This is a genomic window from Polaromonas aquatica (assembly GCF_050626995.1).
GTDB classification, from domain to species: domain Bacteria; phylum Pseudomonadota; class Gammaproteobacteria; order Burkholderiales; family Burkholderiaceae_C; genus Polaromonas; species Polaromonas aquatica_A.
Genome location: NZ_CP192467.1, coordinates 21,417 through 45,691 on the forward strand (window position 1 = coordinate 21,417; position 24,275 = coordinate 45,691).

Consider the following 24,275-nt stretch of genomic DNA (forward strand, 5'->3'; position numbering starts at 1 on the left):
GTTTTGCAAAAACTATATTGTTCGATCCATCGCGCTGATCATGCAATTCAGGCAAGGTTAATAACTCGGGACAGCATGAGTAATTCAAACATCCTCATTTGAAGCTAACGCCGGCTTATAAATGGCTACGCGTGTGGACCGAACGAATTAATCAGCACGCGTGAGCTTGAAATAATAGGCGCCCACAAACAGAGAAAATGTTGTCGTTTTGATGCACATGATGCGAGTATCGAATTCTGTCGAATCTCACGCACATAGGCACTACCGGGGGTGCGAACATTTACTTGGACTGATTTATGCCGTAAGCCCAAGACTCTCTCGATACTCGGTGGGGCTAAGAGAGCCAAGAGAGATCTTGATCCGCTTCTCGTTGTACCAGCGGATGTAGGAATCAACTACCTCAATGAACTGCTCAATGGTTGTGGTCTTCCAGTCCCGAGGATAGAACAGTTCCGTTTTCAACCGTCCGAAGAAGCCTTCGCATGCAGCGTTGTCAGGCGAACACCCCTTGCGCGACATCGAGCGAATGAGCTTCGCGTCACCGATCCTCGATAGCCAACCAGGCCAGCGGTAGTGTGCTCCCCGATCAGAGTGGACGACGGGCCGTTCATTGCCGCCGGCCACCGTCTCGATGGCAGCATCGAGCATCGTGTTGACGAGCTCAGCGTCGGGATGCGTCCCAAGGGTCCAGCTGATCACCAGGCCATCGAAGCATCGATGATGGGCGACAGGTACACCTTGCCGGCCGGGATCTGGAACTCTGTGATGTCGGTGAGCCACTTCTCGTTCGGGGCCGCTGCGTGGAAGTCGCGATTGATGAGGTTCTCGGGCGCTGGGCTGATTTCGCCCAGGTAGGAGCCGTACCGACGCCGCTTGGGCCTGGCAACGACCAGGCTCTCTTGTTTCATCAACCGCTGCACGACCTTCTCTGAGATGGTGACGCACTGCCTGCTTAACGAAGCCTGCAGCCTGCGGTAGCCGTAACTGCGGTGGTTCAGCTCGAAGATATCGGGGAGGGTTTTTCGCACGGCAAGGTACTTGTCTGCTGCCTTTACACGAGCCCGATGGTAGAAGTACGAGCTGCGCGCCAGATCCAACTGAGCAAGTAACTCTGGCAGCGCATAGCGCTCTTTGAGGGCGTCAACCAGCAATGTCTTCTCCCGGTTGGTCAGGAGCTGCAGATCGACGCCCAGGCCTTTTTTAGCAGTTCATTGGCTTTCTTCAAGAGATCGCGTTCGAGCTGCAGTTGCCGGATGTCGCGTTGCAGGGATTCGAGCTGGCGCTCCAGCTCCGCCCGCTCTGGCACTGGCGGTGACTTGTTGCTGTGTTTCATGGATGCGGGAGCCTCACGGCCAAGTAGTTGGTTCTTCCAGTTGTACAACGTCTCCCTGCAAACACCTAACTTTTCAGCCACAGCCTGCGCAGTTTCTCGTCGCGTGCAAAGCCCGATGACACCGGCCTGCTTCATCGACTCGGGATACCTTCGGCGCCCAACGCCGCCAACGACGGCTTTCCTCTTCTCAGGAAGCGCCTCACGAACCCAAGCGGTCAATGTCGCGCGACCGGGGTAGCCTAGCGCCCGCATGGTGGCGGCAATGCATTGATCGTGAGTGAGGTAGTGCTCAACAGCGGCCTCCTTCTGTGCCTGCGAGTACTTGGGTGGCCGGCCTGCATAGCCCAACAGCAAATCGAGCCGCTGCTCATACTCCCGGTACCAGCCCTTCAAGGCATTCTTGGTTGGATACCCCAACTGACGGATGGTTGGCCTCACGCGTTTGCCGAGCTTGATGTAGAGCTCGACCGCTCGGATCCTGTCTTCGTACGAATACATGAACTACCTCCTGGTAGTCCAAGTTTTTGTCCGCACCCCCCAGTGGATCAGATTTCGACGGAATTCAACACCATGTTTTCTAACTTTCATTACCGATTTGCTAAAAAGGTAATGAACAGGCTTTGATTAGAGTCGTTGAAAAAATACAAGATGGGCACTTTTCGCAATCGCCAGGGCTGCAGCCTCGCTCCTGGAGATCTTGACACATGAGGCGCTGCTCAGATCGCACAAGCGCTTTAGGTTTCGAGAAAGGGCCGTGGCTGACCGGTGATAGCCACCCCTATAAATGGAGTAGCTCAAAATTCATTATTTGCCTCGGAATCGCGGCCTCAACTCACGCCATTTGTAATGAAGCGTCGTCAGAAGTCGCCGGTGCCGCCAGTCGCCAGACTTTCGAACTTGGTGATGCGGTTAAGGAAGGCAAGCTTCACTGTGCCCGTGGGGCCGTTACGCTGTTTGCTGATGATGACCTCTGCTACACCAGGCTCCTTGCAGGCCTCCTTTGTGTAGTACTCGTCGCGGTAAATGAACATGATGATGTCGGCGTCCTGCTCAATGGCGCCGGACTCGCGCAGGTCGCTCATCATGGGGCGTTTGTCGGTGCGGGACTCAACGCCGCGGCTGAGCTGCGACAGCGCGATCACCGGGCATTGCAGCTCTTTGGCCAGCATCTTCAGGCCGCGCGAGATTTCACCCACAGCGGTGGCGCGGTTCTCCTCGGCCATGCCGCCGGATACGCTCATCAGCTGCAAATAGTCGACCACAATGAGGCCGAGCTTGCCGCACTGGCGAGCCAGGCGCCGGGCGTTGGCGCGGAGTTCGCTTACGGTAAGGCCTGGTGTTTCGTCAATGTGCAGTGACACGGTACGGAGCTTTTCAATCGCTTCCGTGAGGCGCGGCCATTCTTCGTCGGTCAGGGCACCGGTACGCAGATGAGTCTGGTCGATGCGGCCGATGGAGCCGACGATACGCACCGCGAGTTGCGAGGCGCCCATTTCCATGGAGAACACCGCGACAGGCAGGCCTTCAAGCAGCGCTACGTTCTCGGCGATGTTGATGGCAAGGGCCGTCTTACCCATAGAGGGACGCGCAGCAAGGATGATCAGGTCGCCGGCCTGGAAGCCCGAGGTCATGCGATCCAGGTCATAGAAGCCCGTGGGCACGCCAGTGACGTCCTGGGGGTTCTCCGCCATTTCGGTGACGCGGTCGAGCAGGCTCACGACCAGCGTGTCCATGCTTTGAAAACCCTCTTTCATGCGCGAGCCCTGCTCGCCGATCTTGAAGATCTTCTGTTCGGCTTCGTCGAGGATGGTGGCGACGTCCTTGCCTTGTGGATTGAAAGCGTTGGTGGAGATTTCGTCGGACGCGGACACCAACTTGCGCAGGATGGAGCGCTCTCGCACGATCTCGGCGTAGCGGCGGATGTTCGCGGCGCTGGGCACGTATTGCGCGAGCGAATTGAGGTAGCTCAATCCTCCTACTTCGTCTGCCTTGCCCTGGTTCTGCAGGTACTCGTAGACGGTGATGATGTCGGCTGGCTTGGAGGCGTTAATCAGCGCGCCAACGGCGGCATAAATCAGCTTGTGTTCAGAGCGGTAGAAGTCTTCATCAACCAGCAGGTCGCCCACGCGGTCCCAGGCGCCGTTGTCGAGCAGCAGGCCCCCCAGAACACTGGATTCACCCTCAATGGAATGCGGCGGAATGCGCAGCTGGGCAATCTGGCGATCAGGGCTGTAGCCGGGGTCGTCATAGTTGGAAAGTACGGCGGACATGGGTTTCCTTGGGAGAGGTGAATGGTACGCCGTGAGCACAAATCCCTGTTGGATAAGGCTGTGGATAACCGGGGGAAATTGCGTGGAAATAAGCCGTGAACTTGTGCACAGCGGGCGTATGCGGCCAGCCATGAAAAAAGCCGCTCGGCGAGCGGCTTTTTTGCGGAGGGAGAAAACGCTTAAGCGGTTTCGCCGTACACGGTGACGGTAATGTCCACTGCCACGTCGGTGTGCAGGGCAACGGTCACAGGGTGGTCGCCAACGGTCTTCAGCGGGCCATTAGGCATGCGGATTTGCGACTTCAGCACGGGGAAGCCCTGCTTGCCCAGCTCAGCCGAGATGTCGTGGTTGGTGACGGAGCCAAACAGGCGGCCGTCAACACCGGCTTTTTGCGTCAGCTTGACGGTGGTGCCGCCGAGCTTTTCACCTTGGGCTTGCATTTCGGCCAGCTTGGCGGCGGCTGCCTTTTCGAGTTCGGCGCGCTTGGCTTCGAACTCGGCCTTGTTGGCTTCCGTGGCGCGGCGTGCGCGGCCCGAAGGGATCAGGAAGTTGCGTGCGTAGCCGTCTTTGACCTTGACGATTTCGCCGAGGTTACCGAGGTTCACGACTTTGTCGAGCAGAATGATTTGCATGGTCGCGCTCCTTACAGGGTACGGTGCTGGTCGCTGTAAGGCAGCATCGCGAGGAAGCGAGCGCGCTTGACGGCGGTGTTGATCTGGCGCTGGAAAATCGCGCGCGTGCCGGTCAGGCGAGCGGGGATGATTTTTCCGTTTTCGGCTACGAAATCGCGCAGGGTGTCGATGTCTTTGTAGTCGATTTCTTCAACGCCAGCGGCTGTGAAGCGGCAAAAACGCTTGCGCTTGAACAGCAGGGATTGGGTATTGCGCTTGGGGCGCTTGTCTTTGTTGAAACGTTTTGGTCCGGCCATGATGGACTCCTTAAATGGGGTTCGGTACTTGCTCTACCGGGTCTGCCTGGTGAAGAGCTTGGATATGGAAAACAACACCTTTGCTGGTGCGCGCATTGATGAGAAAACCGGTGAACCTGAAGGGTTTGCCTAGCGGGGACTTGGCTGATTGCTCAGCCAGCGCTCCGAAGGCGACTGCCCTGACCGTTAATTTGACCTGTCTGGTGACACCGGCTTCGACGACTTCAGACTCGTGTTCGAGAACGAAATTGGCAGCAGGGATTCCAGCGGGCGTGTAGCGAAGAGGACTTGCCTCGGCGATACAGGCGGTCAGTTCAACGTGGTTCACTGCGTGCTTTTGCTCAATGGCAGCTGCGCGGCAGCGAGGCGTTCAACAGCATGTTGGCTATTAAGCCGCATACTCCTGCTGTTGGGCTTTACGGGCTTCTTCCCTCTCGACATTGCGCATCATGAGGGATGGGCCGGTTTCGGCCTTCTTCTTCACCACGGTCAGGTGGCGCAGCACGGCATCGTTGAACTTGAACGCATGTTCAATTTCTTCCATCACGGCCTGGCTGGCTTCGATGTTGATGCAAAGGTAGTGGGCTTTTGCGAGTTTCTGGATCAGGTACACCAGCTGGCGGCGGCCCCAATCTTCAACACGATGCACTTTTCCACCGCCGGCGGTAATCATGCCCTTGTAACGTTCCAGCATGGCTGGGACTTGCTCGCTTTGATCCGGGTGGATCAGCAAGACGATCTCATAGTGACGCATAAACTCTCCTTGTGGTTGGTTGAAGCTGCCCCAGCGTCGTTAAGGGTGCAGCAAGGCGAAGCCAAACATTATAGCCCGGTTTTGGCTCCCCTACCAGCATGAGCCCCGGAACCGGCTTTGCCGGGCCGGAGGGCGGGCGCCCCCTCGGGGGGGCAGCGAACCACATGCAATGGGGAGCGTGGGGGCTCTATTCCTAGAGGCGTTTCAGGTCGGGATAGCGGATGTATTCGACCAGTTCCTGAACTTTCTGGCTGGGGGGCCGGGTGACCAGGCTTACCAGCACAATCACCGCAAAACCGACCGGAACCCCAAAAAGCCCGGCCGAGATGGGGTCTATGCCCCACCACAGCTGCACCGGTGAGGTGATCCCAAAAGTGGCGCGCAGCCAGGCCTGGTTGGTGAACATGTAGTAGGAGGTCACCCCCAGGCCACACACCATGCCAAGCACGGCGCCGACGCCGTTGGCACGCTTCCAGAATATCCCCAGACTGAGCGCCGGGAAGAACGACGCTGCGGCAAACGAGAACGCAGCCGACACCAGGAACAGAATGTCCGCCGGTTTTTGCGCCGCCACGTAGGCGGCAAGCAAGGCCACGATGAGCAGCAGAATCTTGGATACCGTGACCCGGCTCACAGTCGAGGCGTTGGGATCGATCATCTTGTAATAGAGGTCGTGACCCAGCGCATTGGCAATCGTTAGCAAGAGGCCATCGGCAGTCGATAGCGCTGCAGCCAGCCCGCCCGCCGCCACCAGGCCTGAAATCACATAAGGAAGGCCTGCCAGCTCGGGCGTCAGCAACACAACGATGTCGCCGCCGATGTTCATCTCGTTGAGCTGCAGGATATTGTCCTTGTTGATGTCCGTGACCGACAGCAGCGAAGGATCCACCCGCGTCCAGGAATGCACCCAGGCCGGCAATTGATCAAACGGCGTGCCGACGAGCGCGGTGAATATTTCATACTTCACCAGAACGGCGAGCGCGGGCGCGGTGAAATAAAGCAAAAAAATGCACACCAGCGACCAGGTGACCGATTGCCGCGCTTCCCGCACGCTGGGCACGGTGTAGTAGCGCATCAGGATATGCGGCAATGCCGCGGTGCCCACCATGAGGCAAAAAACCAGTGCCAGGAAGTTGCGGCGCGAGGTGTCGTAAGCCGCCTGCTCTTTCGGCGTTCCGTCGGGGTTGCCCGAGAACTGGGCGGCATGGGCGGGCATGCCGTTAAGCGGCTGGGTCTTGATGTCCGCGGCGGCCCTGGCTGCCGTCCAGGCTTTCACCGCAGCCACCTCGTCCCTGGGCATGGCGGCCAGGGCTTTGGCGGCCGACGAGATTTCAGCCACCGACGCATTAACGCTTTTGAGCTGCTCCATCCGCTTGCCGGCGGCCAGCTTGTCAGCGGCCAGCGATTCGGCGGGATGCTCCAGCTTGCCGGAAAGCGTTTCAGAGCGTTGCCTGAACAGCTCGCGCACCTGCAATTCCCTGGGATCGGCAGCCAGCTCTTTCTCCTTGGCCGTCACCTTTTCGAGCTGGAAGCCATAGACCAGCTGCGGCACAGGCACCCCCGTCTGCTTGACCGATAGCCATATCACCGGGATCAGGTAGGCGACGACCAGGATGATGTATTGAGCTACCTGGGTCCATGTCACCGCGCGCATCCCCCCCAGGAACGAGCACACCAGGATGCCGCCCAAGCCCAGGAAAATACCCAGCTCGAAGGCGATGCCAGTGAGGTAGGACGTGATCAGGCCCACGCCGTAAATCTGCGCCACCAGATAGGTGAAGGAACACAGAATGGCCGCGCCCACACCGATAAGCCGCGGCAGCCGCCCGCCGTAACGCTCCCCCAGAAAATCAGGAATGGTGAACTGTCCAAACTTGCGGAGATAAGGCGCCAGCACCAGCGCCACCAGGCAGTAACCACCGGTCCAGCCCATGATGAAAGCCAGGCCGTTGTAACCGGTGAGATAGAGCGTGCCCGCCAGGCCGATGAACGAAGCGGCCGACATCCAGTCCGCACCGGTGGCCATGCCGTTGTAGACCGCCGGCACGCGGCGCCCCGCCACATAGTATTCAGAGGCATCGGTGGTGCGGCTCATGACGCCTATGCCCGCATAGAGGCCGATGGTGGCCAGCAAAAAGGCCGTACCTATCCAGAGGCGCGGCAAGCCCGCACGCTCCAGAAGTGCCAGGATGACCACAAACATCACCAGACCCACGGTGTACCAGCGGTAAACGCGGTCGAGTTGTTTCTTGAACTGCAGGCTCGAGAGCATGACCCCGTCGCGCGAACCAAAGAAGCCGCCCATTCAGTCCTCGTCCGCTACGTCATGCTCGATGTCGAGCCGGTTCATGTACCAGGCATAAAAGCCGACGATAAGGCAGTACACCACCAAGGCCCCTTGGGCGCCCATCCAGAAACTGAAGGGCCAGCCAAAAAAAGTGAAGTTCAGGGCGCGGGCAAAGTAACTCACGCCAAACGTGACGCCGAACCAGATCAGCAGCAGCATGGCGGTGACGGCCAGGTTCTGGCGCCAGTAGCGGCGGTGGCTTTCAGTGGGTTGCATCAGTTGCTCCGCCTGCGGCCGCAAGCGCCGCCGTATTTTCCCGTTGCAGCTGGGCTGCCACGCGCGGCTCGAAACGCCCAAGGTGCGCAACGACCTTGCGGGCCTTGCCCGGCTGGCCCAGTGCCAGCCAGACCTGCGCGAGCCGGTACCAGCCGTAAGGGCTCAAAGGCTGCAGGGCCGTATTTTTTTGCAGTGCCACGGCGGCTTCTTCGAATCGCCGGGCGTGAATCAGCACCAGCGCCAGGCCATACCACGCCTGGTCCAGGCGCGCGTCCAGCGCCACCGCTCGCTCAAAGGCAGGCCCGGCTTCGTCATGGCGCCCGGTTTGCTGCAGCAGGTAGCCAAGATTGAACCAGCCCGCCGCCTGGTCCGGCCTGACAGCGGTGAAGAGCCTCAAGCTGGCAATGGCATCTTGCGTCAGGTGAAGTTGCGCCGCCACATGCCCGCGGCTGGCCAGTGCATAGGGATCTGCGGGCCGCAGCTGCAGCATCTGGTCGAACGTCGACAGCGCGGCAGAGCGTTTGGCGCAGGCGAGCAACACCAATGCACGTACCTTCAGAAAACCATATCGGAGGCGGGGGCCTATTTGCACAGCGCCACCCCGATTTCCAGGCAGATACGGACCTTGGCAACCGCGGCAACCACCCAGACCAACAGCAGCACCAGTAAAGCCACCAGCGGCAGGTGGCGCTCCATCACCATCGGCGGCGATATCCAGCGCGCGGCCTTGACCCAGGGCCGGCCCACCCCTTGCAGCACACGGTAAAAGGGATTGCTGTCCTTCCCCGCGCCGGCCAGCAAGCCCACCACCCATTGGCCGGCTAACGCAAGCAATGCGATTTCAGCAAGCAGTTTGACGGTGGTGGCGACAGCAAGCATGGCTCAAGGTGGGCAAAGAAGGAGGACAAGCACGGTTTCGATTGTCATCGGACGCCTTGCCAAATGCCTACCAGGAAACCTTCTGCCGTCCGGGGGTTTTCCCTCGGGACTGGTCAAAAAAAAGCGCCGCGGATTCCCCGCGGCGCACTTTTCAACGCACTCAGCGGCCTTCAGTTAGCCAGCTGCTTCCAGGTATCAATCACCGTATCGGGATTCAGCGAAATAGAGCCAATGCCCTCGTCTTTCAGCCACTGCGCAAAGTCAGGGTGGTCGCTGGGACCCTGGCCGCAGATACCCACATACTTGCCCTGCTTGCGGCAGGCCTGGATGGCCCGGCTCAGCATGGCCTTGACGGCCGGGTCGCGTTCATCGAAATCCTGGGCCAGGATGTCCAGGCCCGAATCGCGGTCCAGGCCCAGGGTGAGCTGGGTGAGGTCGTTCGATCCAATCGAGAAACCGTCAAAGTACTCAAGGAACTCGTCCGCCAGGATGGCATTGCTCGGTACTTCGCACATCATGATCACGCGCAGGCCCTTCTCGCCACGCTTGAGTCCGTGCTGGGCCAGCAGGTCCGTGACCTTCTTGGCCTGCCCCAATGTGCGGACAAACGGCACCATGACCTCGACGTTGACCAGGCCCATGTCGTCGCGCACGCGCCTGAGCGCTTCGCACTCCATCGCAAAGGCTTCGCCGAAATCAGGGCTGAGGTAACGCGATGCACCGCGAAAGCCCAGCATCGGGTTCTCTTCCTCGGGCTCGTAGCGTGAACCGCCGATCAGCTTGCGGTATTCGTTGGACTTGAAGTCCGACAGGCGCACGATCACCGGCTTGGGCCAAAAGGCCGCTGCAATAGTGGCCACACCTTCGGTCACCTTGTCGACATAAAAAGCGCGCGGAGAGGCATGGCCACGGGCCACGCTTTCCACCGCTTTTTTCAGGTCGGCATCCACATTGGGGTAATCAAGAATCGCCTTGGGGTGCACACCGATGTTGTTGTTGATGACAAATTCGAGGCGCGCCAGGCCAACGCCGTGGTTGGGGATCTGGCAGAAATCAAACGCCAGCTGCGGGTTGCCGACGTTCATCGTGATCTTCATGTCAATCGGGGGCATCTCACCGCGCTGCACTTCGGTCACTTCGGTTTCGAGCAGGCCGTCATAGATATTGCCGGTGTCGCCCTCGGCGCAGCTCACCGTCACCAGCATGCCATCCTTCAGCGTTTCGGTGGCGTCGCCGCAGCCGACCACGGCCGGGATACCCAGCTCGCGCGCGATGATGGCGGCGTGGCAGGTACGCCCGCCGCGGTTCGTCACGATAGCGCTGGCGCGCTTCATCACCGGTTCCCAGTTGGGGTCGGTCATGTCCGTGACCAGGATATCGCCGGCCTGCACCTGGTCCATGTCCTTGATGTCATGCACGATGCGGACAGCGCCGGTGCCGATCTTCTGGCCAATGGCCCGGCCTTCCGCCAGCACGGTGCCGGTGCCTTTGAGTTTGTAACGTTGCTCTGCCTTGCCCTTGGACTGGCTTTTCACCGTCTCGGGACGCGCCTGCAGGATGTAAAGCTGGCCGTCGGTGCCGTCTTTGCCCCATTCGATGTCCATGGGGCGGCCGTAATGGGCCTCAATGATCAGCGCGTAACGGGCGAGCTGCTCGACGTCGTCGTCGGTCAGCGAATAGCGGTTGCGCAGCTCGGTGGGCACATCCGTGGTCTTGACCAGCTTGCCGCCGGATTTTTTCTCTTCGGCCGTGGTGAACTCCATCTGCAGCAGCTTGGAACCAAGGTTGCGGCGAATGACAGCGCGCTTGCCGGCTTTCAACATGGGCTTGTGCACATAGAACTCGTCAGGATTGACGGCACCCTGCACCACCGTTTCGCCCAGGCCGTAGCTGGAAGTGATGAACACCACGTCTTCAAAGCCACTTTCGGTGTCGATGGTGAACATCACGCCGGCTGCGCCCTTGTCGCTGCGCACCATGCGCTGGATGCCGGCGGACAAGGCCACGTCGGAATGGGCAAAGCCCTGGTGAACGCGGTAGCTGATGGCGCGGTCGTTGTACAGGGAGGCGAACACCTCTTTCATCTTGTGCAGAACGTCTTCGATACCGACAACGTTCAGGAAGGTTTCCTGCTGGCCGGCAAACGACGCATCGGGCAAATCCTCGGCCGTGGCAGACGAGCGCACTGCAAAGCTGGCTTGTGCGTTACCGGCGCTCAGGGCCGCAAAGCTGTCGCGCACGGCTTTTTCGAGGTCGGCCGGGAAAGGCTGGGCTTCCACCAGCTTGCGGATTTTGGCGCCGGCCTCGGCCAGTGCGCGCACATCATCGGTGTTGAGCGTGTCCAGCACGCCGTTGATTTTTTTGTCGAGGCCGTCATGCGCCAGGAACACGCGAAAGGCGTGAGCCGTGGTGGCAAATCCGGTGGGGACACGAACTCCCTCAGGGCCGGTCGGAAGTTGCGAGATCATTTCGCCGAGGCTGGCGTTCTTGCCGCCGACAGACTCGACGTCTGTCATCCTCAGGTTTTCAAACGGTACGACCAGGGCGGTCGCCTCAAACAGCTTGGACATGAAAATACTCCGGGAGGTTTAAAAACCGGGGGATTCACCATGCGCGGCAGGCAACCTTGTTGTTGTTCGAAGGGGTTGTAGCGGGGCATGATGTGACAAACTGGATAATTGCCACGATTGTAGGCGGCTGGGGCCGGACGTGCCGCGTCAGGCTTTCACCCGGCTTTCAACCAGCCAAACGCTCATTTCCGCCTTTTCAAGCTCATTCGAAGCCCTTCCATGTCCCAACGCACCGTGTTTTTCATCTCCGACGGCACCGGCATCACCGCCGAAACCTTTGGTAACGCCATCCTGGCGCAGTTTGAGTTCAAGCCGCGCCACGTCCGCCTGCCCTTTATCGACAGCGTGGACAAGGCACACCAGGCGATCCGGCAGATCAACCACACGGCCGACGTCGAGGGCAAACGGCCTATTGTCTTCACCACACTGGTGAACATGGAAATCCTCGCCGTCATCAAAACCCATTGCAACGGCATGCTGCTGGACATGTTCGGCATGTTCGTTGCACCGCTGGAGGGAGAACTGGGCATCAAGTCCAACCACCGGGTGGGCCGATTCTCCGACGCGTCCAAGAGCAAGGAATATGACGACCGCATTGAGGCGATCAATTTTTCACTGGCACACGACGACGGCCAAAGCAACCGCGACCTGGCCGGCTCGGACGTCATCCTGGTAGGCGTGAGCCGCAGCGGCAAGACGCCGACTTCGCTCTACCTGGCCATGCAGTACGGCCTCAAAGCCTCCAACTACCCGCTGATTCCCGAAGACTTTGAACGCCGCCAGCTTCCGCCGGCGCTGGTACCGCATCGCAAGAAGATCTTCGGACTGACGATTGCGCCGGAGCGCCTGAGCCAGATCCGCAATGAACGCCGGCCCAATTCCAAATACGCCAGCCTGGAAAACTGCCGCGAGGAAATCCACGAGGCCGAGGCCATGATGCGGCGCGAGGGCATTCGCTGGCTGTCGACCACCACCAAGTCGATTGAAGAGATCTCAACGACCATCCTGCAGGAAATCCGGCCCGAGCGGTTGGAATACTAGCGCCCAGCCCTGCCCAGGCCGCGCTTTCTGCTATGCATTTGATAGCTACAAACAAAGTAAATGCTTGGGCTAGAGGCCTGTTTTCCCTATAAATCCGGCTTGGCCGTGCGCATGCGCCGGCGCAGCCACCACAGCCAGGTACCGCTGACGCCAAAGCCGAACAGCAAAAAGCCGCCCGCCGCCGTGGCCAGCACACCGATCACGCCGGCCAGCTTGCCCGAGTGCAGCGGATAGATCCAGGCGTAAGACCGCGTGCCCACGTCCAGCTCGCTCCAGCGGTCCACGCGTATCACTTCGCCGGTATGAGAGTGCAGCCAGACCGATGACAGGCCATTGGGATGCGGGTCGTCGTCGAGTTTTTTGCGGATGCGCACCGGCGCCGTGGGCTTGGCCGGCAGGCCGAGATAGCCCACCACGCCGCCGGGCATGACGGCGTTCGCGGTGGCGACCATCTCGTCGGCCGTAGCGGCACGCCCCTGCGGTGCGGCGCCAGCCTTCACGGGCGGCGGCAGCACCTGCTTTTGCCCCGCTACCTGCGTCACCCACTGCGAAACCGGCCGCCAGGCCATCCAGGTGCCGGTCAACACACACACCAGCACCCAGCCGCCCAACACCACGCCACCCACCCGGTGCAAATCAAACAGGCTGCGCAGCAAGCCCCCCTTCAAGCTGACGGAAAATGCCCCGCGCCAGCTTCGGGCCGGCCACCACAGCAACACCCCGGTGACCAGCATCGCCAGCATGGTGACGGTATTGAAGGCCAGGATGGCCTTGCCCGTGTCACCCGCCAGCAGCGCCGAATGAAATTCAAACAGCGCATTGGCAAAACCTTCGTGCTCTTCGCGCGCGCCCAGCTTGCGGCCGCTGTAGGGGTCGTAATGCGCCTGGCCCTCCCAGCTGTCGCTGGCGACGTAGACAAGGATGGACTCTTCGGGCTCACGCGGCGGGCGGATCGTGAAACGAGCCTTGCCACCGTAGTCGGCCACAAGCGCTTGGCGGATGGCCTCCAGCGGCACCGGCTGACCGGCCGGCTTTACTTCAAAAAGCGCGGCGTTGAGCGCACGGTCCAACGGCCGCGCGCCCAGCATCAGCGAGCCGGTGAAGGCGTTCAGCATCAGCAGCAGGCCGGCGGTGAAGCCCAGCCAGCGGTGAATCTTGACCAGCCACGGCCGCGACTTGCGCAGCAGCATCAGAAGTCGAACTTGGCTGCCACACGGAGCGTGCGTGGGGCGCCCACGCCCAGCAGGCCATTGCCGGCGGTGCTCCAGTAGTTTTTGTTGATGGCGTTGTCCAGGTTGGCCTGCAGCGTGGTGTGGGTGCCGAAGAGCTTGGTACGGTAGCGCGCGCCCAGGGACAGGGTGCCGGCGCCGTCAATATAAGCCTGGTTGGCATTGTTGACCGGGCGCTTGCCGGTGAAATACCAGCCGGCGTTGAGCGCCAGGCCTGGCATCGACGGCACACGGTATTCGCCGAACACGCTGTAAGTCACCTTGGGCGCGTTTTCAGGGGTCTTGTTGAGCTCGGCCGCTACCGTGGTCCTGGTGATCTTGGGGTTCATGACCAAGGCTGAGGCGACGATCGACCACTGCTTGTTGATCTCGCCCGAGGCGGCGAATTCCAGGCCTTTGTACTCCGCTTCGCCGCCCAGCACAAAGCGGTTGGCCGCGTCGATGGTGGTGGACGGACGCTTCACGTCAAAGTAAGCCGCCTGCAGCAACAGGCCCTGTGCCACTTCGGCCTTGACGCCGAGCTCGATCTGCTTGTTGAGCGAAGGCGGCAGCACTTCGCCCGCATTCGCGCGGGTCGCAGGCGCCGTGCCGCTTTCTTCCATGCCCTCGATGTAGCTGGCATATACCGAAGCCTTCTCGTTGGGCTTGAACATCACAGACACCGACGGGCTGGTTTTTTGCGCCTCATAACGGGTAGCCGTCGTCACACTGGTGTAGTCGGAGCGGCGCAGGCCGGCCATGACCTGCCACTGCTCAGACAACACGATACGGTCAAACACATACAAGCCGTTGTCGGTGATCTTGGATGGCGCATTGGCATTGGCACCGGTGCGCGGTGTGTAGGGAATGAGCACCGGGTTGAAGAGATTTTGCGCAAACAGCGGCAAGTTGACCGAGTTGCGGCTGTCCTGCGCGCGCTCGTTGGTGGTGTAACCGATGGATACCTCATTGACGATGCTGCCCAGCGGGATGCGGCCGGCAATTTCGGCTCGCACATTGTTGTTCTCGTAAGTCTGGCCGTCCTGCTGGCCAACCTGCAGCGTGCCCGCACCTGTCAGCGCATTGGTCAGGGTGAACTGGGAGAAGCGGCGGTCACGGGTGTTTTTGGCCTGGCCGACCTCGAAAATTCCCGACCAGTTGTCGCTGAAGGCGATGTCGGCGCGCGCCAGCAAATTGGTGGCGTCTGCCACATAGCGCTGCCATTCCCCAGCCAGGTTGACCCGGTTGCCAGGGCGCGGCGGAAGCGTAATGACGCCGCCGACGGCCGTGGGCAAGGTGATGGCAGCCTGCTCGGAAGAATCTTTCTTGTAGTACTCGGCGTCGAACTTGAGGTTGACGGCGGGCGAGACCTTGAAGTCGAGAGCGGCCGAAATCAACTCGCGCTTGCCAGAGAAATTGTTGATGCCTATATCTTCGCGGCCGGTGACAGCATTCACGCGCAGGCCGAAGGCGTTGTCAACGCCGAAGCGCCGGCCGATATCCGCATGCACATCGGCGGCGCCGTACTGATTGAGTGAGGTGGCAATACTTGTCACCGGCTGTGCGCCCGCACGCTTGGTGACGTAGTTGACGATGCCAGACGGCGGGACAAAGCCGTAGTACAGCGACGAAGCGCCCTTCAGCACCTCCACCCGCTCCTTGTTCTCGAGCGGTACGTCGATCAGATTGATGATCGGCAGCGAGCCGTTCAGGCGGTAGTTGCCGCGGTTTTCAACCAGAATGCCGCGAATGGCGACGTTGTCGTAGGTCGATCCGTTGAGCTGCGAGCGCGTGACGCCGGCGGTGTTGCGCAGCGCACCATACAGCGTGCGCTGGCCCTGCGCGTCGATCACTTCGCGGGTAATGACATTGCTCGTCAGCGGCACGTCCAGCGGGCTCTGGTCGCGAAAGGTGCCGACCTGTACCGTGTTCGACGTGAAACTGCCCTGGCGTTCGCCGTGGACAATGACCTCACGCAACGAGCCGGCGGTCGCAGTGTCTGCGGTGGTGGTTTGCGCATGAAGGCCGGAAGCCCCCAGCAGTGCAATGGCCGCGGCAAGCGGCGCCAGCGAAAAACGGGAAGAAAGATGGGAAGAAAGGGGGGAAAGGGAATGGAATTGCATAAGCCAGCAAACAGGTTGAGGAACTCGTATGGCTGGCTGGGCGCGGCTGGCGCGCCGCTGAGGCTGGCTTCGCTTGAATTATAAAAGGCCCTGACCAAGGACCCAGCCGCGTCTTGCCGGGAGCTTGCAGTTCCCCTCGCTCAATTGCTCGGTTTTTGATAGCTGCTTGCGCCCGTGTCTATTGGGCAGAAGCCTTTTTCCATTCGAGAAATTGTTTATGGATCTTCCTGGGAATCGAACATCAAATCAGCCGCTTCGCCAATGATTACGGGCGCCATCAGCTATCTTTTTAATAGCAACCGAAATCACCAGGAAACACGGCTCAGCCCACCACGGCAACACCTTTGACTTGCGCATAGACCCGGCTGCCAGGTTGCAGTTGCAAGGCTTCGGCTGACTTCTGCGTAATGCGTGCCAGTAACGCGCTGCCGCCGGCGTCCAGCCCCACCATCACCTGCCCGGGGCTGTCGGCCGACAAGGCCGTGACAGTGACGGCAAAGATGTTTTGCACGCTGGTGCCTTCCTGGCGCGCCAGCGTGAGGCTCACGTCGCGCGCCTGGATGCGCACGCGCACCTGTTGGCCAGCCCGCAGCGACGGGTTGAGCAGGCTGATCCGCCCGCCGGCAAACTCGGCATGGCTCATGTGCCAGTGCGGCTCCACGGCGGTAACTGTCGCGTCAACCACCGCAGCCGCAGCATCGCCATGGGCCAGCGGCAAATCCAGCCGCGTCATCAACTCCCGCGTGGGCCCTGAAGCCGTCACGCGGCCCGCATCCAGCAATACCAGGTGGTCGGCCAGCCGGGCGACTTCATCCGGTGCGTGGCTGACGTAAAGCACAGGGATGTCCAGCTCGTCGTGCAGGCGTTCCAGGTAGGGCAGGATTTCGGCCTTGCGGGCGATGTCCAGCGAAGCCAGCGGTTCGTCCATCAGCAAAAGGCGCGGGCTGGTGGCCAGCGCCCTGGCGATCGCCACGCGCTGGCGTTCGCCACCCGACAGCGTGCCGGGCGCGCGCTGCATCAGCTTTTGCAAACCCAGCAATTCGATGGCCTGCTCCAGCGAAACGCGGCGCTGCGCAAGCGGCACGCGCCGCAAGCCGAAGTCCAGGTTGCGGGCCACATCAAGATGGGCAAAGAGACTCGCCTCCTGGAACACATAGCCCAGCGGGCGCCGATGCACCGGCATAAAAACACCGGCCGCATCGTCCTGCCAGACTTCGCCGTTGACCACAAGATGACCGCTTCCCGCCCGCTCCAGGCCTGCGATGCTGCGCAGCAAGCTGGTCTTGCCCGAGCCCGAGGGGCCGAAGATGGCGGTGACGCCACGCCCCGGCACAGCCAGTGCCACGTCGAGCGAGAACTCCGCATAGGCACGGCGAAACGAAGCGGCAATTCCCGCAACGCCAGTGGCCGGGTCCATTGGCCTCATGCGCCCTGCCCCTTACGCCGGCCCGGTTGCAATGTGTACAGCGCCAGCAGCACCACAAATGAAAATACCAACAGCCCGCCCGCCAGCCAGTGCGCCTGGCTGTATTCCAGCGCCTCTACATGGTCGTAAATCTGCACGGACATCACACGCGTCTTGCCGGGGATGTTGCCGCCCATCATGAGCACAATGCCGAACTCCCCCACCGTATGCGCAAAACCCATGACGGCGGCTGTCAGGTAAGCGGGTCGGGCCAGTGGCAGCACCACGCTGAAAAAAGTGTCCAGCGGTGACGCACGCAAAGTGGCGGCAGCTTCAAGCGGCCGCTCGCCAATCGCTTCAAATGCGTTTTGCAAGGGCTGCACCACGAAAGGCATGGAATACAGCACCGAGCCAACAACAAGCCCGGCAAAAGTGAAGGGCAAGACGCCCCAGCCCAGCGACTGCGTGACCTGCCCCACAGGGCCGCCCGGCCCCATCAGTACTAGAAGGTAAAAACCCAGAACCACCGGCGGCAACACCAGCGGCAACGCCACCAGCGCACCCATCGGCCCCTTAAGCCATGAACCTGTGCGCGCCAGCCACCACGCCAAGGGCGTGCCGGCCAGCAGCAGCACCACGGTGGTGGTGGCCGCCAGCCGAAAGGTCAGCGCGAGGGCTTGAAGGCTTGCGTCGTCGAGCATGGGTCTGCAGTGCTTAAGTGTTGATTCAGGGCTGGTAGCCGAAGGAGCGGATGACTGCTTTGGTTTTTTCGGCTTTAAGGAAAGCCATCAGCTGCAGCGCAGCCTTGCTGTCTCTGGCTTTGGCCAGCAGCACGGCGTCCTGGCGGATCGGGTCGTGCAGCTTGGCCGGAACAATCCAGGCCGAGCCCGACTTGATCTTGCCGCCTTCGTACACCTGCGAAAGCGCGACAAAGCCCAACTCGGCGTTGCCGGTTGAGACAAAACTGAAAGCCTGGCCGATGCTTTCGCCTTGCACGACTTTGGGCTCCAGCACGGCTTGCAGACCGAGCTTGTTCATCGTTTCGACTGCAGCCGCGCCGTAGGGCGCAAGTTTCGGTGCGGCAATCGCGATCTTCCTGAAATTGCCCTTTCTCAGCACCTCGCCCTGCGCATCAACCACGCCTGGCTGTGCCGACCAAAGCACCAGCCTGCCGGTGGCATAGGTAAAACGGCTGTCGTTGACAGCCGCGCCTTCTTTCTCGAGTTTGGCGGGGATGTCGTCATCCGCCGCAAGAAGAACGTCAAAGGGTGCGCCGTGAGTGATCTGCGCATAAAACCTGCCGGTCGCGCCGAAGGTGAGCACGGCTTTATGGCCTGTGTCTTTTTCAAAATCCGCCGCGATCAGCTTCATGGGCGCGGTGAAATTGGCTGCCACCGCGACCTGGACCTCATCGGCTTGCACCGGGGCCAACAGCAATAGAGCGCACAAGGAAGATAGCCAGCGCAGCATGAGTTGAGACATAAAAGAATTCGCCATGAAGGCGAGGATGAAAGTGAACGCAGGACGCGCCGAATCGCTATTCTATTTTAGAATAGCGGTCCCTGTATTGAAGCCTTTTCATGAAAAAAGCAGCTCCTTCAACAAGCCCCGAACCGTCTTTCGCCAGCGCCTTCAGCCATGAGCCCGCTGACAAGCGCATCGACATCCTGCGGCTGGTGGGCGAAAGCGGCTCGATCTCGCAGGCGGCGCGGCAGGCCAAAGTCAGCTACAAGGCTGCCTGGCAGGCCATCGACACATTGACCAACCTGGCCGGCGTGGCGCTGGTAGAACGCGCCGTGGGCGGCTCGGGCGGTGGCGGCGCCACGCTGACACTGGCCGGCCAGAAGCTGCTGGCCGTCGCCGGTGTGTTGAACGAAACACGCGGGCAGGTGCTGGCCGCATTCAAGTCCAACGAACTGCTGCTGCCGCGCGCCCTGCCGGCACTTTCGAACATGGGTGTGCGCACCAGCATGCGCAACCAGTTGCCCTGCCAGGTCGACAAACTGCAGGTGCGGGGCCAGATGGCGCGCGTGTACCTGAAGCTGGCCGGCGGTGCGGTGCTGGTCTCGCGTATCACCAAGGCCAGCGCCGAACTGCTGGGACTGCAAAAGGGGCAGGAAGTGCTGGCCCTGTGCAAGGCCACGGCGGTGGCGGTGACGGCTCAAACAGCCGCAGCCGCTTCGCCCGGCGTGCAGAAACTCAATGGCCACGCAGTGCGCATCAGCCGCGGTGCGACGGGCGATGAGGTGTCGCTGCAGCTTGACGGCGGCTTGCAGCTGGTGGGCTTTGCGGCGGCTGGCAGCGGGTTGAAGACCAAAGGCCTGGTTCAGGCCTTGATCGACGAATCCGCCGTAGTGATTGCCTTATCGACCTGAATATCGGTAGTTCTAGATCGGCGCGTCAAACAGGTACTGACGTGGCCCAGGCGCCCCGCCCTGTGCCGCCACCGGGTGCGCAACAACACCCCAGACTTTCTCGATGCACGCCGGCGTGAGCACATCCGCAGTCGCGCCGCTGTCCACCACCTGCCCGCCCTGCAGCACCACGCAGCGGTCGCTGTAGCGCAGTGCCAGGTTCAGGTCATGCAGTACGGCGACCACGCCCACGCCTTGGGCGGTGGCCCAGGCGCGCACGAGTTGCAGCATACGGTGCTGGTGCTGCAAATCGAGAGCGGCGGTAGGCTCATCCAGCAGCAGCCAACGGGCCGGAGATTCACCGGCAATGTTCGTCACGGGCGACCACACCTGCGCCAGCGCACGCGCCAGATGAACACGCGCCTTCTCGCCGCCCGAGAGCGTATTGAGCGCGCGGTGTTGCAAATGATCAACCGCGGTAGCCTGCATCGCCTGCAGCACCACATCCGCTTCGTTTTTGCCGGGCTGACGGCGGTGCGGGTAACGGCCGAGCTCCACCACTTCACGCACGGTGAACTCAAACGCGACCTGCGTTTCCTGCGCCACAGAGGCTCGCACGCGGGCGAGGTCGGCAGACGCGTAAGCAGGCAGCGCCTTGCCGCCCAGGTAGACGTGTCCACTCGTGGGCTTTCGTTGCCCGGTGAGCAGGGACATCAGCGTGGACTTGCCCGCGCCGTTGGGGCCGAGCACGGCCGTGACCTGCCCTGCCGTGAATTGCGCCGATGCGCCCTGCAGCAGGCTGCGGCCCGGCACCTCGACATTCACACCGACCACCTCAAGCAGGCCGGTCAACAGCGAAAAATCAGTCTGGTTACGCGCGTTCATAAACAGGTTCTCATATCCGGCTCCGGAAGTGCCGCAGCAGCAGCAAAAAGAACGGCACACCGACAAAAGCCGTCAGCACACCCAGCGGCAGCTCGGCCGGCTTGACCACGGTGCGCGCCACGCTGTCGGCCGCCAGCACCAGCGCCGCGCCCAACAGGGCCGAACCCGGCAACACGATGCGGTGGTCAGGCCCGGCCACCAGGCGCACGCAATGCGGCGCCACCAGGCCAATGAATCCGATGATGCCGGTCGTGGCCGTGACAGCCCCCACCGCCAGCGCCGTCAGCAACACTGCGAAGCGTTTGACGCGCTCCACCGGTACACCCAGCAGCGCGGCCTGCGCTTCGCCCAACGCAATGGCGTTGAGCGGCCTGGCCAGCGTGAAGCCCGCTGCGACAGCCACCGCCACCATGGAAAACACCAGCGCCACGGCACTCCAGCGTGCGCCGCCCAGACTTCCCAGCAGCCAGAACTGGATGTTGCGCAGCTGTTCGTCGGTGGCCAGGAAAGTCAGGTAGCCCAAGCCCGCGCCGGCCAGTGCATTGATGGCGACACCGGCCAGCAGCATGATGCCGACGCGCGTGGCGCCGTCTTGCTGCGACAAGGCATAGACCAGCACCGTCACCAGAAGGCTTCCGGCAAAGGCCGTCGCTACCAGCGTCCAGCTGCCCAGTGTGCGCGGCATGTCGGGAAACCACAGGCTGCCGAGCACGATGGTCATGCCGGCGGCCAGCGCCGCGCCACTGCTCACGCCAATCAGGCCGGGGTCGGCCAGCGGGTTGCGGAACAGGCCCTGCATCAGCGCACCCGACATGCCCAGCGCCGCGCCGGCGGCCACGCCCAGCAGCAGCCGCGGCAGGCGGATGTTCATGAAGACGAGGTGCTCGGGCGTGGGCTGGGCGCTGCCGGCCAGCATGTCGACCAGCACATTCCATAGCTGGAAAGGGCTGATGGCGTAAGCACCGCGTGCACTACCCGCTATAAAACTAATAGCAAGCAGCACCACCCCCACACCCAGCACCAGCGCCGCCGGCCAGCGCCGGTGGTCACCATGCGATGCGGCTGCACTCATGCCAGCGCTTTCAGGCTCGCCTGCTGCAACTCGGCCACCGCCTGCGGCAGGCGCGGGCCAAAGCCGATGAGGTAGAGAGCATCGAGCGCCACCAATGCGCGGCGCTTGTAGGCCGGCGTGAGCTCCAGGCCCGGGCGTTGCCAGAATTTTTCGATTCCGCCAACGGCTTCAATGCCTTGCGTGGTGGTGATGATGACGTCAGGTGCGGCGGTCACCACCGCTTCGGGCGTCATCGCACGGTAGCCGGCGAAATTGCTGGAACTACCGGCGGTGATGAGAGCGTTCTCCAGACCTGCGTAGTTCAGCATCGCATGCGCGGCGGTTTTTTCGCCCGCCACCTGCGGCGAGCCCGTATGCGAAAGAATGAAGATGGCGCGGGGCCTTTTGCCGCCCTTGCGCGCCACGGCGGCCAGCACCTCGGCCCATTGCGCATCCAGCTTGGCCTGTAGTGCCGCAGCCTGCGCCACGCGCGATGTTGCCCGCCCCACGGCGGCAACCTTGCGCTGCACCTCGCTCCAGGTGTGATCGGCCTCGACCAGTTCGACTTTGACGCCGGCGGTGCGGATCTGGTCCATCACCACGTGGGGGCCGGCTTCGGTGGTGCCGATGACGGCGTCCGGTTTGAGCGAGAGCAGGCCTTCAGCCGAGAGCTGGCGCATGTAGCCGACCTTGGGCGTTTGCAGCGCCGCGGCCGGAAAAAGGCTGGTGGTGTCGGTGCCGACGAGCTGCTTTTCAGCGCCCAGCGCGTAAACGATTTCGGTCGTGGCGCCGCTCACCGAAACAATGCGGGGCATCTTCGCCGGCGCTGTCTGGGCGTGCGTGATGGTGGCAGAAAGGATGAAGCCACCGGAAGCGGCAGACACAGCCGGAAGCGAGAGAAACCGCAGGGCATCGCGCCGGCGGAGTTGAAGCGTGGATGGTTTCATGGGGACCCTTGCGTGGGGATGGTGGTGCGTTGTAGGGTGCGGGTGCGGAGGGCCGCTGTCAGGGCATGTTTTGCGCAATGCGCCAGAGCACGCCGGACGGGTCGGTCAGCACGAAGTCACGCTGGCGCCAGGGTTGGTCCTGCGGCGGTACGGTGCGCACGCCGTAGCGGCCGGCAATGTCGGCCTGCTGCAGCCGCGCCCACCAGCCGTCCACGTCTTGCACGGTCAGGTGCATCATGAAATTGCTGGCATGCTCGGCCACATAAAAGTTCTGCAGGAAAAAAGCCGTGTCACCCAGGCGCATGTAGGCCAGGGTCTCGTCCGACCAGGGGATTTCAAAACCCAGCTCTTCATAGAAGCGTCTGGACAAGGCGAAGTCCCTGGCCGGCACGAAGGCCTTGACCTCTATCGCGCCGAAGCCGGTTCCGGCAGGACTCACGCGGCTTCCTTGAGCCGGGGCAGCCGCGCCACGATGTCGCGCCAGGCCTGCAGCTCGGGCACGCCGGGCTTACGCGCACCAAAGAACATGGCCATCAGTTCGCCCGCGCCGTCGAACACTTCAACCGAGGTAACCAGGCCTTCGGTCGTGGGCTTCTCAACAACCCAGGCGCTCTTGATCATGTCTTCACGCAGGTGCAGGTTGAACCCCGCGTCCAGCACATTGATCCACTGCGCTGTTGGCGTGACCATGGGCTCGATGCGCTTGACCGGGCCGGTGTGGATCTGGATACAGCCCAGGCTGCCGACAAACACCATGATGGGCGTGCCGTCCATCGAAGCTTCGTCGAGCAGCTTGCGGACGACCGTCAGGTCGGCCTTCTGGGTGAAACGGCCTTCGACCAGGCGGAAGGCTTGCTGGCGCTCGGCGCCGGCTTTGCCGATCAGGCCGAAGAATTCATGCGTGTCCTTCATCTCGCTCCAGCCTTGGGCCAGTGCGGCCGCGTCGATGGCCGAGTCGGGCTTGGGTGCGTCCTTGGGAACGGCGGGCGTGAAGGTGTAGGCCTTGCCGACGTCGGCAAACTGGTTGGCGACATCCCTGAAGGCTTCGCGGTCGGTCTCGGGCCGTGCAAATACCTTGTGCACCGCCACGCCGTGCGCGTCGAAAAACTGCAGGCTTTCCGAGGCCGGGTTCTTCGGGTCGTTGGCCGGCTCAAAGACGTAAAAGCCGGCATGCCAGCGGCTGAAGAAAATGCGCAGGTCGATTTCTTCACCGAGCGCCAGGCCCATATGGCCCTGGGCGGTAATGTTGCGGTAGACACCGGTTTTTTCGTGCACGGTGGACTCATTGCGCGTCAGCGCCATGACCTGGCCGCACAGTTCCAGCGCCTGCAAAATTTCGACCCAGGGGCCCTTGAGCGGCGTGGTCTTGAGTGCGTGCGCGTGCTCGCCTGCGTGGGCCGCGATGGCCTGGCCTTCAGTAATGCCGATGCTTTCGGCAGCGTCCTTGGCGCGCTTGCCGCTGCTACGCGCGGCGGCAAAGCTGTCACGCAAGGCGGCGGGGTTGGCAGGAGTGCTTGCCGTTGCCTGGTTTGCGGCATCTGGCCGCGTCTGGGGTGGAAGGACTGCGCTCATTGAAGGATCTCCGGGGTTGTGTGCCAAAGCACGCGGTGGGGGTCAAAACTGTCTGCAGACGGGATTGCCTGCTGTGGCTGCTCAGGACCTTGCAACACCCGCACCCACAAGGGGTGGAGGTTGGCGGCAATGGCCTTGAAAGGGGGCGGTGCGCCCGGGTGGCGCGAGAGCATGAACAGGTTGGCGATGATCTTTTTGGCCATCAGCGCCCGCTGCCCTTCGCAGCAGGCCTGGGCATGCCCGGTCATCAGGGCCAGCGTTCCGGCCAGCAGCGCTTCTGCCGGGGGTAGCCCCTGCGCGTCTGCTGCAGCGGCATCGCTGCCGTTGATGCCGTGGTCGGAAGACTGATTCATGTGCTTTTCCTTTTATCCGGGGTTCAGGAAGGGACCAAA

23 protein-coding genes and 1 pseudogene are annotated in these 24,275 nt (G+C 61.8%); 2 read left to right on the forward strand and 22 right to left on the reverse strand.

Features of this window, described 5'->3' with window-relative positions; genetic code table 11:
- Positions 1–294 precede the first annotated feature (294 nt).
- The 11 genes and pseudogenes from ACQ4MS_RS00090 to ppsA all read right to left on the reverse strand — a co-directional run bounded on the left by ACQ4MS_RS00090 (position 295) and on the right by ppsA (position 11,297).
- Positions 295–1,831 (reverse strand): annotated as a pseudogene (locus ACQ4MS_RS00090) (IS3 family transposase).
- Positions 1,832–2,190: 359 nt separating this feature from the next.
- The gene (dnaB, locus tag ACQ4MS_RS00095; protein ID WP_431096883.1) at positions 2,191–3,603 is read right to left on the reverse strand and encodes a replicative DNA helicase; all 1,413 of its coding nucleotides are present in this window, start codon (positions 3,601–3,603) and stop codon (positions 2,191–2,193) included.
- Positions 3,604–3,782: 179 nt separating this feature from the next.
- Positions 3,783–4,235, reverse strand: coding sequence for a 50S ribosomal protein L9 (rplI, locus tag ACQ4MS_RS00100; RefSeq protein WP_431096885.1), 453 nt, complete (start codon positions 4,233–4,235; stop codon positions 3,783–3,785).
- Between the two features lie 11 nt (positions 4,236–4,246).
- Positions 4,247–4,531: a 30S ribosomal protein S18 gene (gene rpsR, locus ACQ4MS_RS00105; RefSeq protein ID WP_007871078.1), complete on the reverse strand. Its 285-nt coding sequence runs from the start codon at positions 4,529–4,531 to the stop codon at positions 4,247–4,249.
- Between the two features lie 10 nt (positions 4,532–4,541).
- A complete protein-coding gene (priB, locus tag ACQ4MS_RS00110) occupies positions 4,542–4,859 on the reverse strand; it encodes a primosomal replication protein N (protein WP_431096887.1) in 318 nt (105 codons plus the stop codon).
- 60 nt (positions 4,860–4,919) lie between these two features.
- Entirely contained in the window at positions 4,920–5,285 is a 366-nt protein-coding gene (rpsF, locus tag ACQ4MS_RS00115; RefSeq protein WP_007871089.1) for a 30S ribosomal protein S6, read from the reverse strand.
- Between the two features lie 193 nt (positions 5,286–5,478).
- Positions 5,479–7,590, reverse strand: a complete 2,112-nt coding sequence (locus tag ACQ4MS_RS00120; RefSeq protein ID WP_431096890.1) for a sodium:solute symporter family protein — start codon at positions 7,588–7,590, stop codon at positions 5,479–5,481.
- On the reverse strand, positions 7,591–7,848 hold the full coding sequence (locus tag ACQ4MS_RS00125; protein WP_431096892.1) for a DUF4212 domain-containing protein: 258 nt from the start codon (positions 7,846–7,848) through the stop codon (positions 7,591–7,593).
- Positions 7,835–8,389, reverse strand: coding sequence for a tetratricopeptide repeat protein (locus ACQ4MS_RS00130; RefSeq protein ID WP_431099646.1), 555 nt, complete (start codon positions 8,387–8,389; stop codon positions 7,835–7,837). Before ACQ4MS_RS00130 ends, ACQ4MS_RS00125 begins: the two co-directional genes overlap by 14 nt.
- Positions 8,390–8,430: 41 nt before the next feature.
- Entirely contained in the window at positions 8,431–8,727 is a 297-nt protein-coding gene (locus tag ACQ4MS_RS00135) for a hypothetical protein (protein ID WP_431096894.1), read from the reverse strand.
- A 170-nt stretch (positions 8,728–8,897) separates the two neighbouring features.
- Positions 8,898–11,297 carry a phosphoenolpyruvate synthase gene (ppsA, locus tag ACQ4MS_RS00140; protein WP_431096896.1) on the reverse strand — a complete coding sequence of 800 codons (2,400 nt, stop codon included), beginning with the start codon at positions 11,295–11,297 and terminating at the stop codon, positions 8,898–8,900.
- Positions 11,298–11,516: 219 nt separating this feature from the next.
- Between ppsA and ppsR the strand changes: the two genes are divergently transcribed.
- Positions 11,517–12,338 (forward strand): posphoenolpyruvate synthetase regulatory kinase/phosphorylase PpsR, encoded by an 822-nt coding sequence (gene ppsR / locus ACQ4MS_RS00145; RefSeq protein ID WP_431096897.1) that lies wholly within the window; start codon positions 11,517–11,519, stop codon positions 12,336–12,338.
- An 86-nt stretch (positions 12,339–12,424) separates the two neighbouring features.
- On the opposite strand, the gene ACQ4MS_RS00150 is transcribed toward ppsR, so the two are convergent.
- From ACQ4MS_RS00150 to modA, 5 genes are all read right to left on the reverse strand, one after another.
- Positions 12,425–13,528, reverse strand: coding sequence for a PepSY-associated TM helix domain-containing protein (locus ACQ4MS_RS00150; RefSeq protein ID WP_431096899.1), 1,104 nt, complete (start codon positions 13,526–13,528; stop codon positions 12,425–12,427).
- Positions 13,528–15,669 carry a TonB-dependent siderophore receptor gene (locus ACQ4MS_RS00155; RefSeq protein WP_431096901.1) on the reverse strand — a complete coding sequence of 714 codons (2,142 nt, stop codon included), beginning with the start codon at positions 15,667–15,669 and terminating at the stop codon, positions 13,528–13,530. The genes ACQ4MS_RS00150 and ACQ4MS_RS00155 overlap by 1 nt, the downstream gene beginning before the upstream one ends.
- A gap of 322 nt (positions 15,670–15,991) precedes the next feature.
- Positions 15,992–17,095: a molybdenum ABC transporter ATP-binding protein gene (gene modC / locus ACQ4MS_RS00160; RefSeq protein WP_431096903.1), complete on the reverse strand. Its 1,104-nt coding sequence runs from the start codon at positions 17,093–17,095 to the stop codon at positions 15,992–15,994.
- Positions 17,092–17,775, reverse strand: a complete 684-nt coding sequence (gene modB, locus ACQ4MS_RS00165; protein WP_431096904.1) for a molybdate ABC transporter permease subunit — start codon at positions 17,773–17,775, stop codon at positions 17,092–17,094. The genes modC and modB overlap by 4 nt, the downstream gene beginning before the upstream one ends.
- Positions 17,776–17,800: 25 nt before the next feature.
- Positions 17,801–18,556, reverse strand: coding sequence for a molybdate ABC transporter substrate-binding protein (gene modA, locus ACQ4MS_RS00170; protein WP_431096906.1), 756 nt, complete (start codon positions 18,554–18,556; stop codon positions 17,801–17,803).
- Positions 18,557–18,654: 98 nt separating this feature from the next.
- Here modA and ACQ4MS_RS00175 point away from each other — a divergent pair, with 98 nt between their 5' ends.
- Positions 18,655–19,449: a TOBE domain-containing protein gene (locus ACQ4MS_RS00175; protein WP_431096908.1), complete on the forward strand. Its 795-nt coding sequence runs from the start codon at positions 18,655–18,657 to the stop codon at positions 19,447–19,449.
- A gap of 12 nt (positions 19,450–19,461) precedes the next feature.
- Here ACQ4MS_RS00175 and ACQ4MS_RS00180 read toward each other — a convergent pair whose 3' ends face one another.
- The 6 genes from ACQ4MS_RS00180 to ACQ4MS_RS00205 are packed head-to-tail and all read right to left on the reverse strand — an operon-like array spanning position 19,462 to position 24,236.
- Positions 19,462–20,313: a heme ABC transporter ATP-binding protein gene (locus tag ACQ4MS_RS00180; RefSeq protein ID WP_431096910.1), complete on the reverse strand. Its 852-nt coding sequence runs from the start codon at positions 20,311–20,313 to the stop codon at positions 19,462–19,464.
- Between the two features lie 10 nt (positions 20,314–20,323).
- Positions 20,324–21,385: a FecCD family ABC transporter permease gene (locus ACQ4MS_RS00185; RefSeq protein WP_431096911.1), complete on the reverse strand. Its 1,062-nt coding sequence runs from the start codon at positions 21,383–21,385 to the stop codon at positions 20,324–20,326.
- Entirely contained in the window at positions 21,382–22,311 is a 930-nt protein-coding gene (locus tag ACQ4MS_RS00190; RefSeq protein WP_431096913.1) for a heme/hemin ABC transporter substrate-binding protein, read from the reverse strand. The genes ACQ4MS_RS00185 and ACQ4MS_RS00190 overlap by 4 nt, the downstream gene beginning before the upstream one ends.
- A 58-nt stretch (positions 22,312–22,369) precedes the next feature.
- Complete coding sequence (locus ACQ4MS_RS00195) at positions 22,370–22,750, reverse strand: VOC family protein (protein WP_431096915.1); 381 nt, start codon at positions 22,748–22,750, stop codon at positions 22,370–22,372.
- Positions 22,747–23,883 carry a hemin-degrading factor gene (locus ACQ4MS_RS00200; RefSeq protein WP_431096917.1) on the reverse strand — a complete coding sequence of 379 codons (1,137 nt, stop codon included), beginning with the start codon at positions 23,881–23,883 and terminating at the stop codon, positions 22,747–22,749. The genes ACQ4MS_RS00195 and ACQ4MS_RS00200 overlap by 4 nt, the downstream gene beginning before the upstream one ends.
- Positions 23,880–24,236 carry a hypothetical protein gene (locus ACQ4MS_RS00205; RefSeq protein ID WP_431096919.1) on the reverse strand — a complete coding sequence of 119 codons (357 nt, stop codon included), beginning with the start codon at positions 24,234–24,236 and terminating at the stop codon, positions 23,880–23,882. The genes ACQ4MS_RS00200 and ACQ4MS_RS00205 overlap by 4 nt, the downstream gene beginning before the upstream one ends.
- Positions 24,237–24,275 lie beyond the last annotated feature (39 nt).

Bases quoted from the DNA above. Each gene is read 5' to 3' on its own strand.
- dnaB (WP_431096883.1), bottom strand. From the start codon at position 3,603: ATGTCCGCCGTACTTTCCAACTATGACGACCCCGGCTACAGCCCTGAT.
- rplI (WP_431096885.1), bottom strand. From the start codon at position 4,235: ATGCAAATCATTCTGCTCGACAAAGTCGTGAACCTCGGTAACCTCGGC.
- rpsR (WP_007871078.1), bottom strand. From the start codon at position 4,531: ATGGCCGGACCAAAACGTTTCAACAAAGACAAGCGCCCCAAGCGCAAT.
- rpsF (WP_007871089.1), bottom strand. From the start codon at position 5,285: ATGCGTCACTATGAGATCGTCTTGCTGATCCACCCGGATCAAAGCGAG.
- ACQ4MS_RS00120 (WP_431096890.1), bottom strand. From the start codon at position 7,590: ATGGGCGGCTTCTTTGGTTCGCGCGACGGGGTCATGCTCTCGAGCCTG.
- ACQ4MS_RS00125 (WP_431096892.1), bottom strand. From the start codon at position 7,848: ATGCAACCCACTGAAAGCCACCGCCGCTACTGGCGCCAGAACCTGGCC.
- ACQ4MS_RS00135 (WP_431096894.1), bottom strand. From the start codon at position 8,727: ATGCTTGCTGTCGCCACCACCGTCAAACTGCTTGCTGAAATCGCATTG.
- ppsA (WP_431096896.1), bottom strand. From the start codon at position 11,297: ATGTCCAAGCTGTTTGAGGCGACCGCCCTGGTCGTACCGTTTGAAAAC.
- ppsR (WP_431096897.1), top strand. From the start codon at position 11,517: ATGTCCCAACGCACCGTGTTTTTCATCTCCGACGGCACCGGCATCACC.
- ACQ4MS_RS00150 (WP_431096899.1), bottom strand. From the start codon at position 13,528: ATGCTGCTGCGCAAGTCGCGGCCGTGGCTGGTCAAGATTCACCGCTGG.
- ACQ4MS_RS00155 (WP_431096901.1), bottom strand. From the start codon at position 15,669: ATGCAATTCCATTCCCTTTCCCCCCTTTCTTCCCATCTTTCTTCCCGT.
- modC (WP_431096903.1), bottom strand. From the start codon at position 17,095: ATGAGGCCAATGGACCCGGCCACTGGCGTTGCGGGAATTGCCGCTTCG.
- modB (WP_431096904.1), bottom strand. From the start codon at position 17,775: ATGCTCGACGACGCAAGCCTTCAAGCCCTCGCGCTGACCTTTCGGCTG.
- modA (WP_431096906.1), bottom strand. From the start codon at position 18,556: ATGTCTCAACTCATGCTGCGCTGGCTATCTTCCTTGTGCGCTCTATTG.
- ACQ4MS_RS00175 (WP_431096908.1), top strand. From the start codon at position 18,655: ATGAAAAAAGCAGCTCCTTCAACAAGCCCCGAACCGTCTTTCGCCAGC.
- ACQ4MS_RS00180 (WP_431096910.1), bottom strand. From the start codon at position 20,313: ATGAACGCGCGTAACCAGACTGATTTTTCGCTGTTGACCGGCCTGCTT.
- ACQ4MS_RS00185 (WP_431096911.1), bottom strand. From the start codon at position 21,385: ATGAGTGCAGCCGCATCGCATGGTGACCACCGGCGCTGGCCGGCGGCG.
- ACQ4MS_RS00190 (WP_431096913.1), bottom strand. From the start codon at position 22,311: ATGAAACCATCCACGCTTCAACTCCGCCGGCGCGATGCCCTGCGGTTT.
- ACQ4MS_RS00200 (WP_431096917.1), bottom strand. From the start codon at position 23,883: ATGAGCGCAGTCCTTCCACCCCAGACGCGGCCAGATGCCGCAAACCAG.
- ACQ4MS_RS00205 (WP_431096919.1), bottom strand. From the start codon at position 24,236: ATGAATCAGTCTTCCGACCACGGCATCAACGGCAGCGATGCCGCTGCA.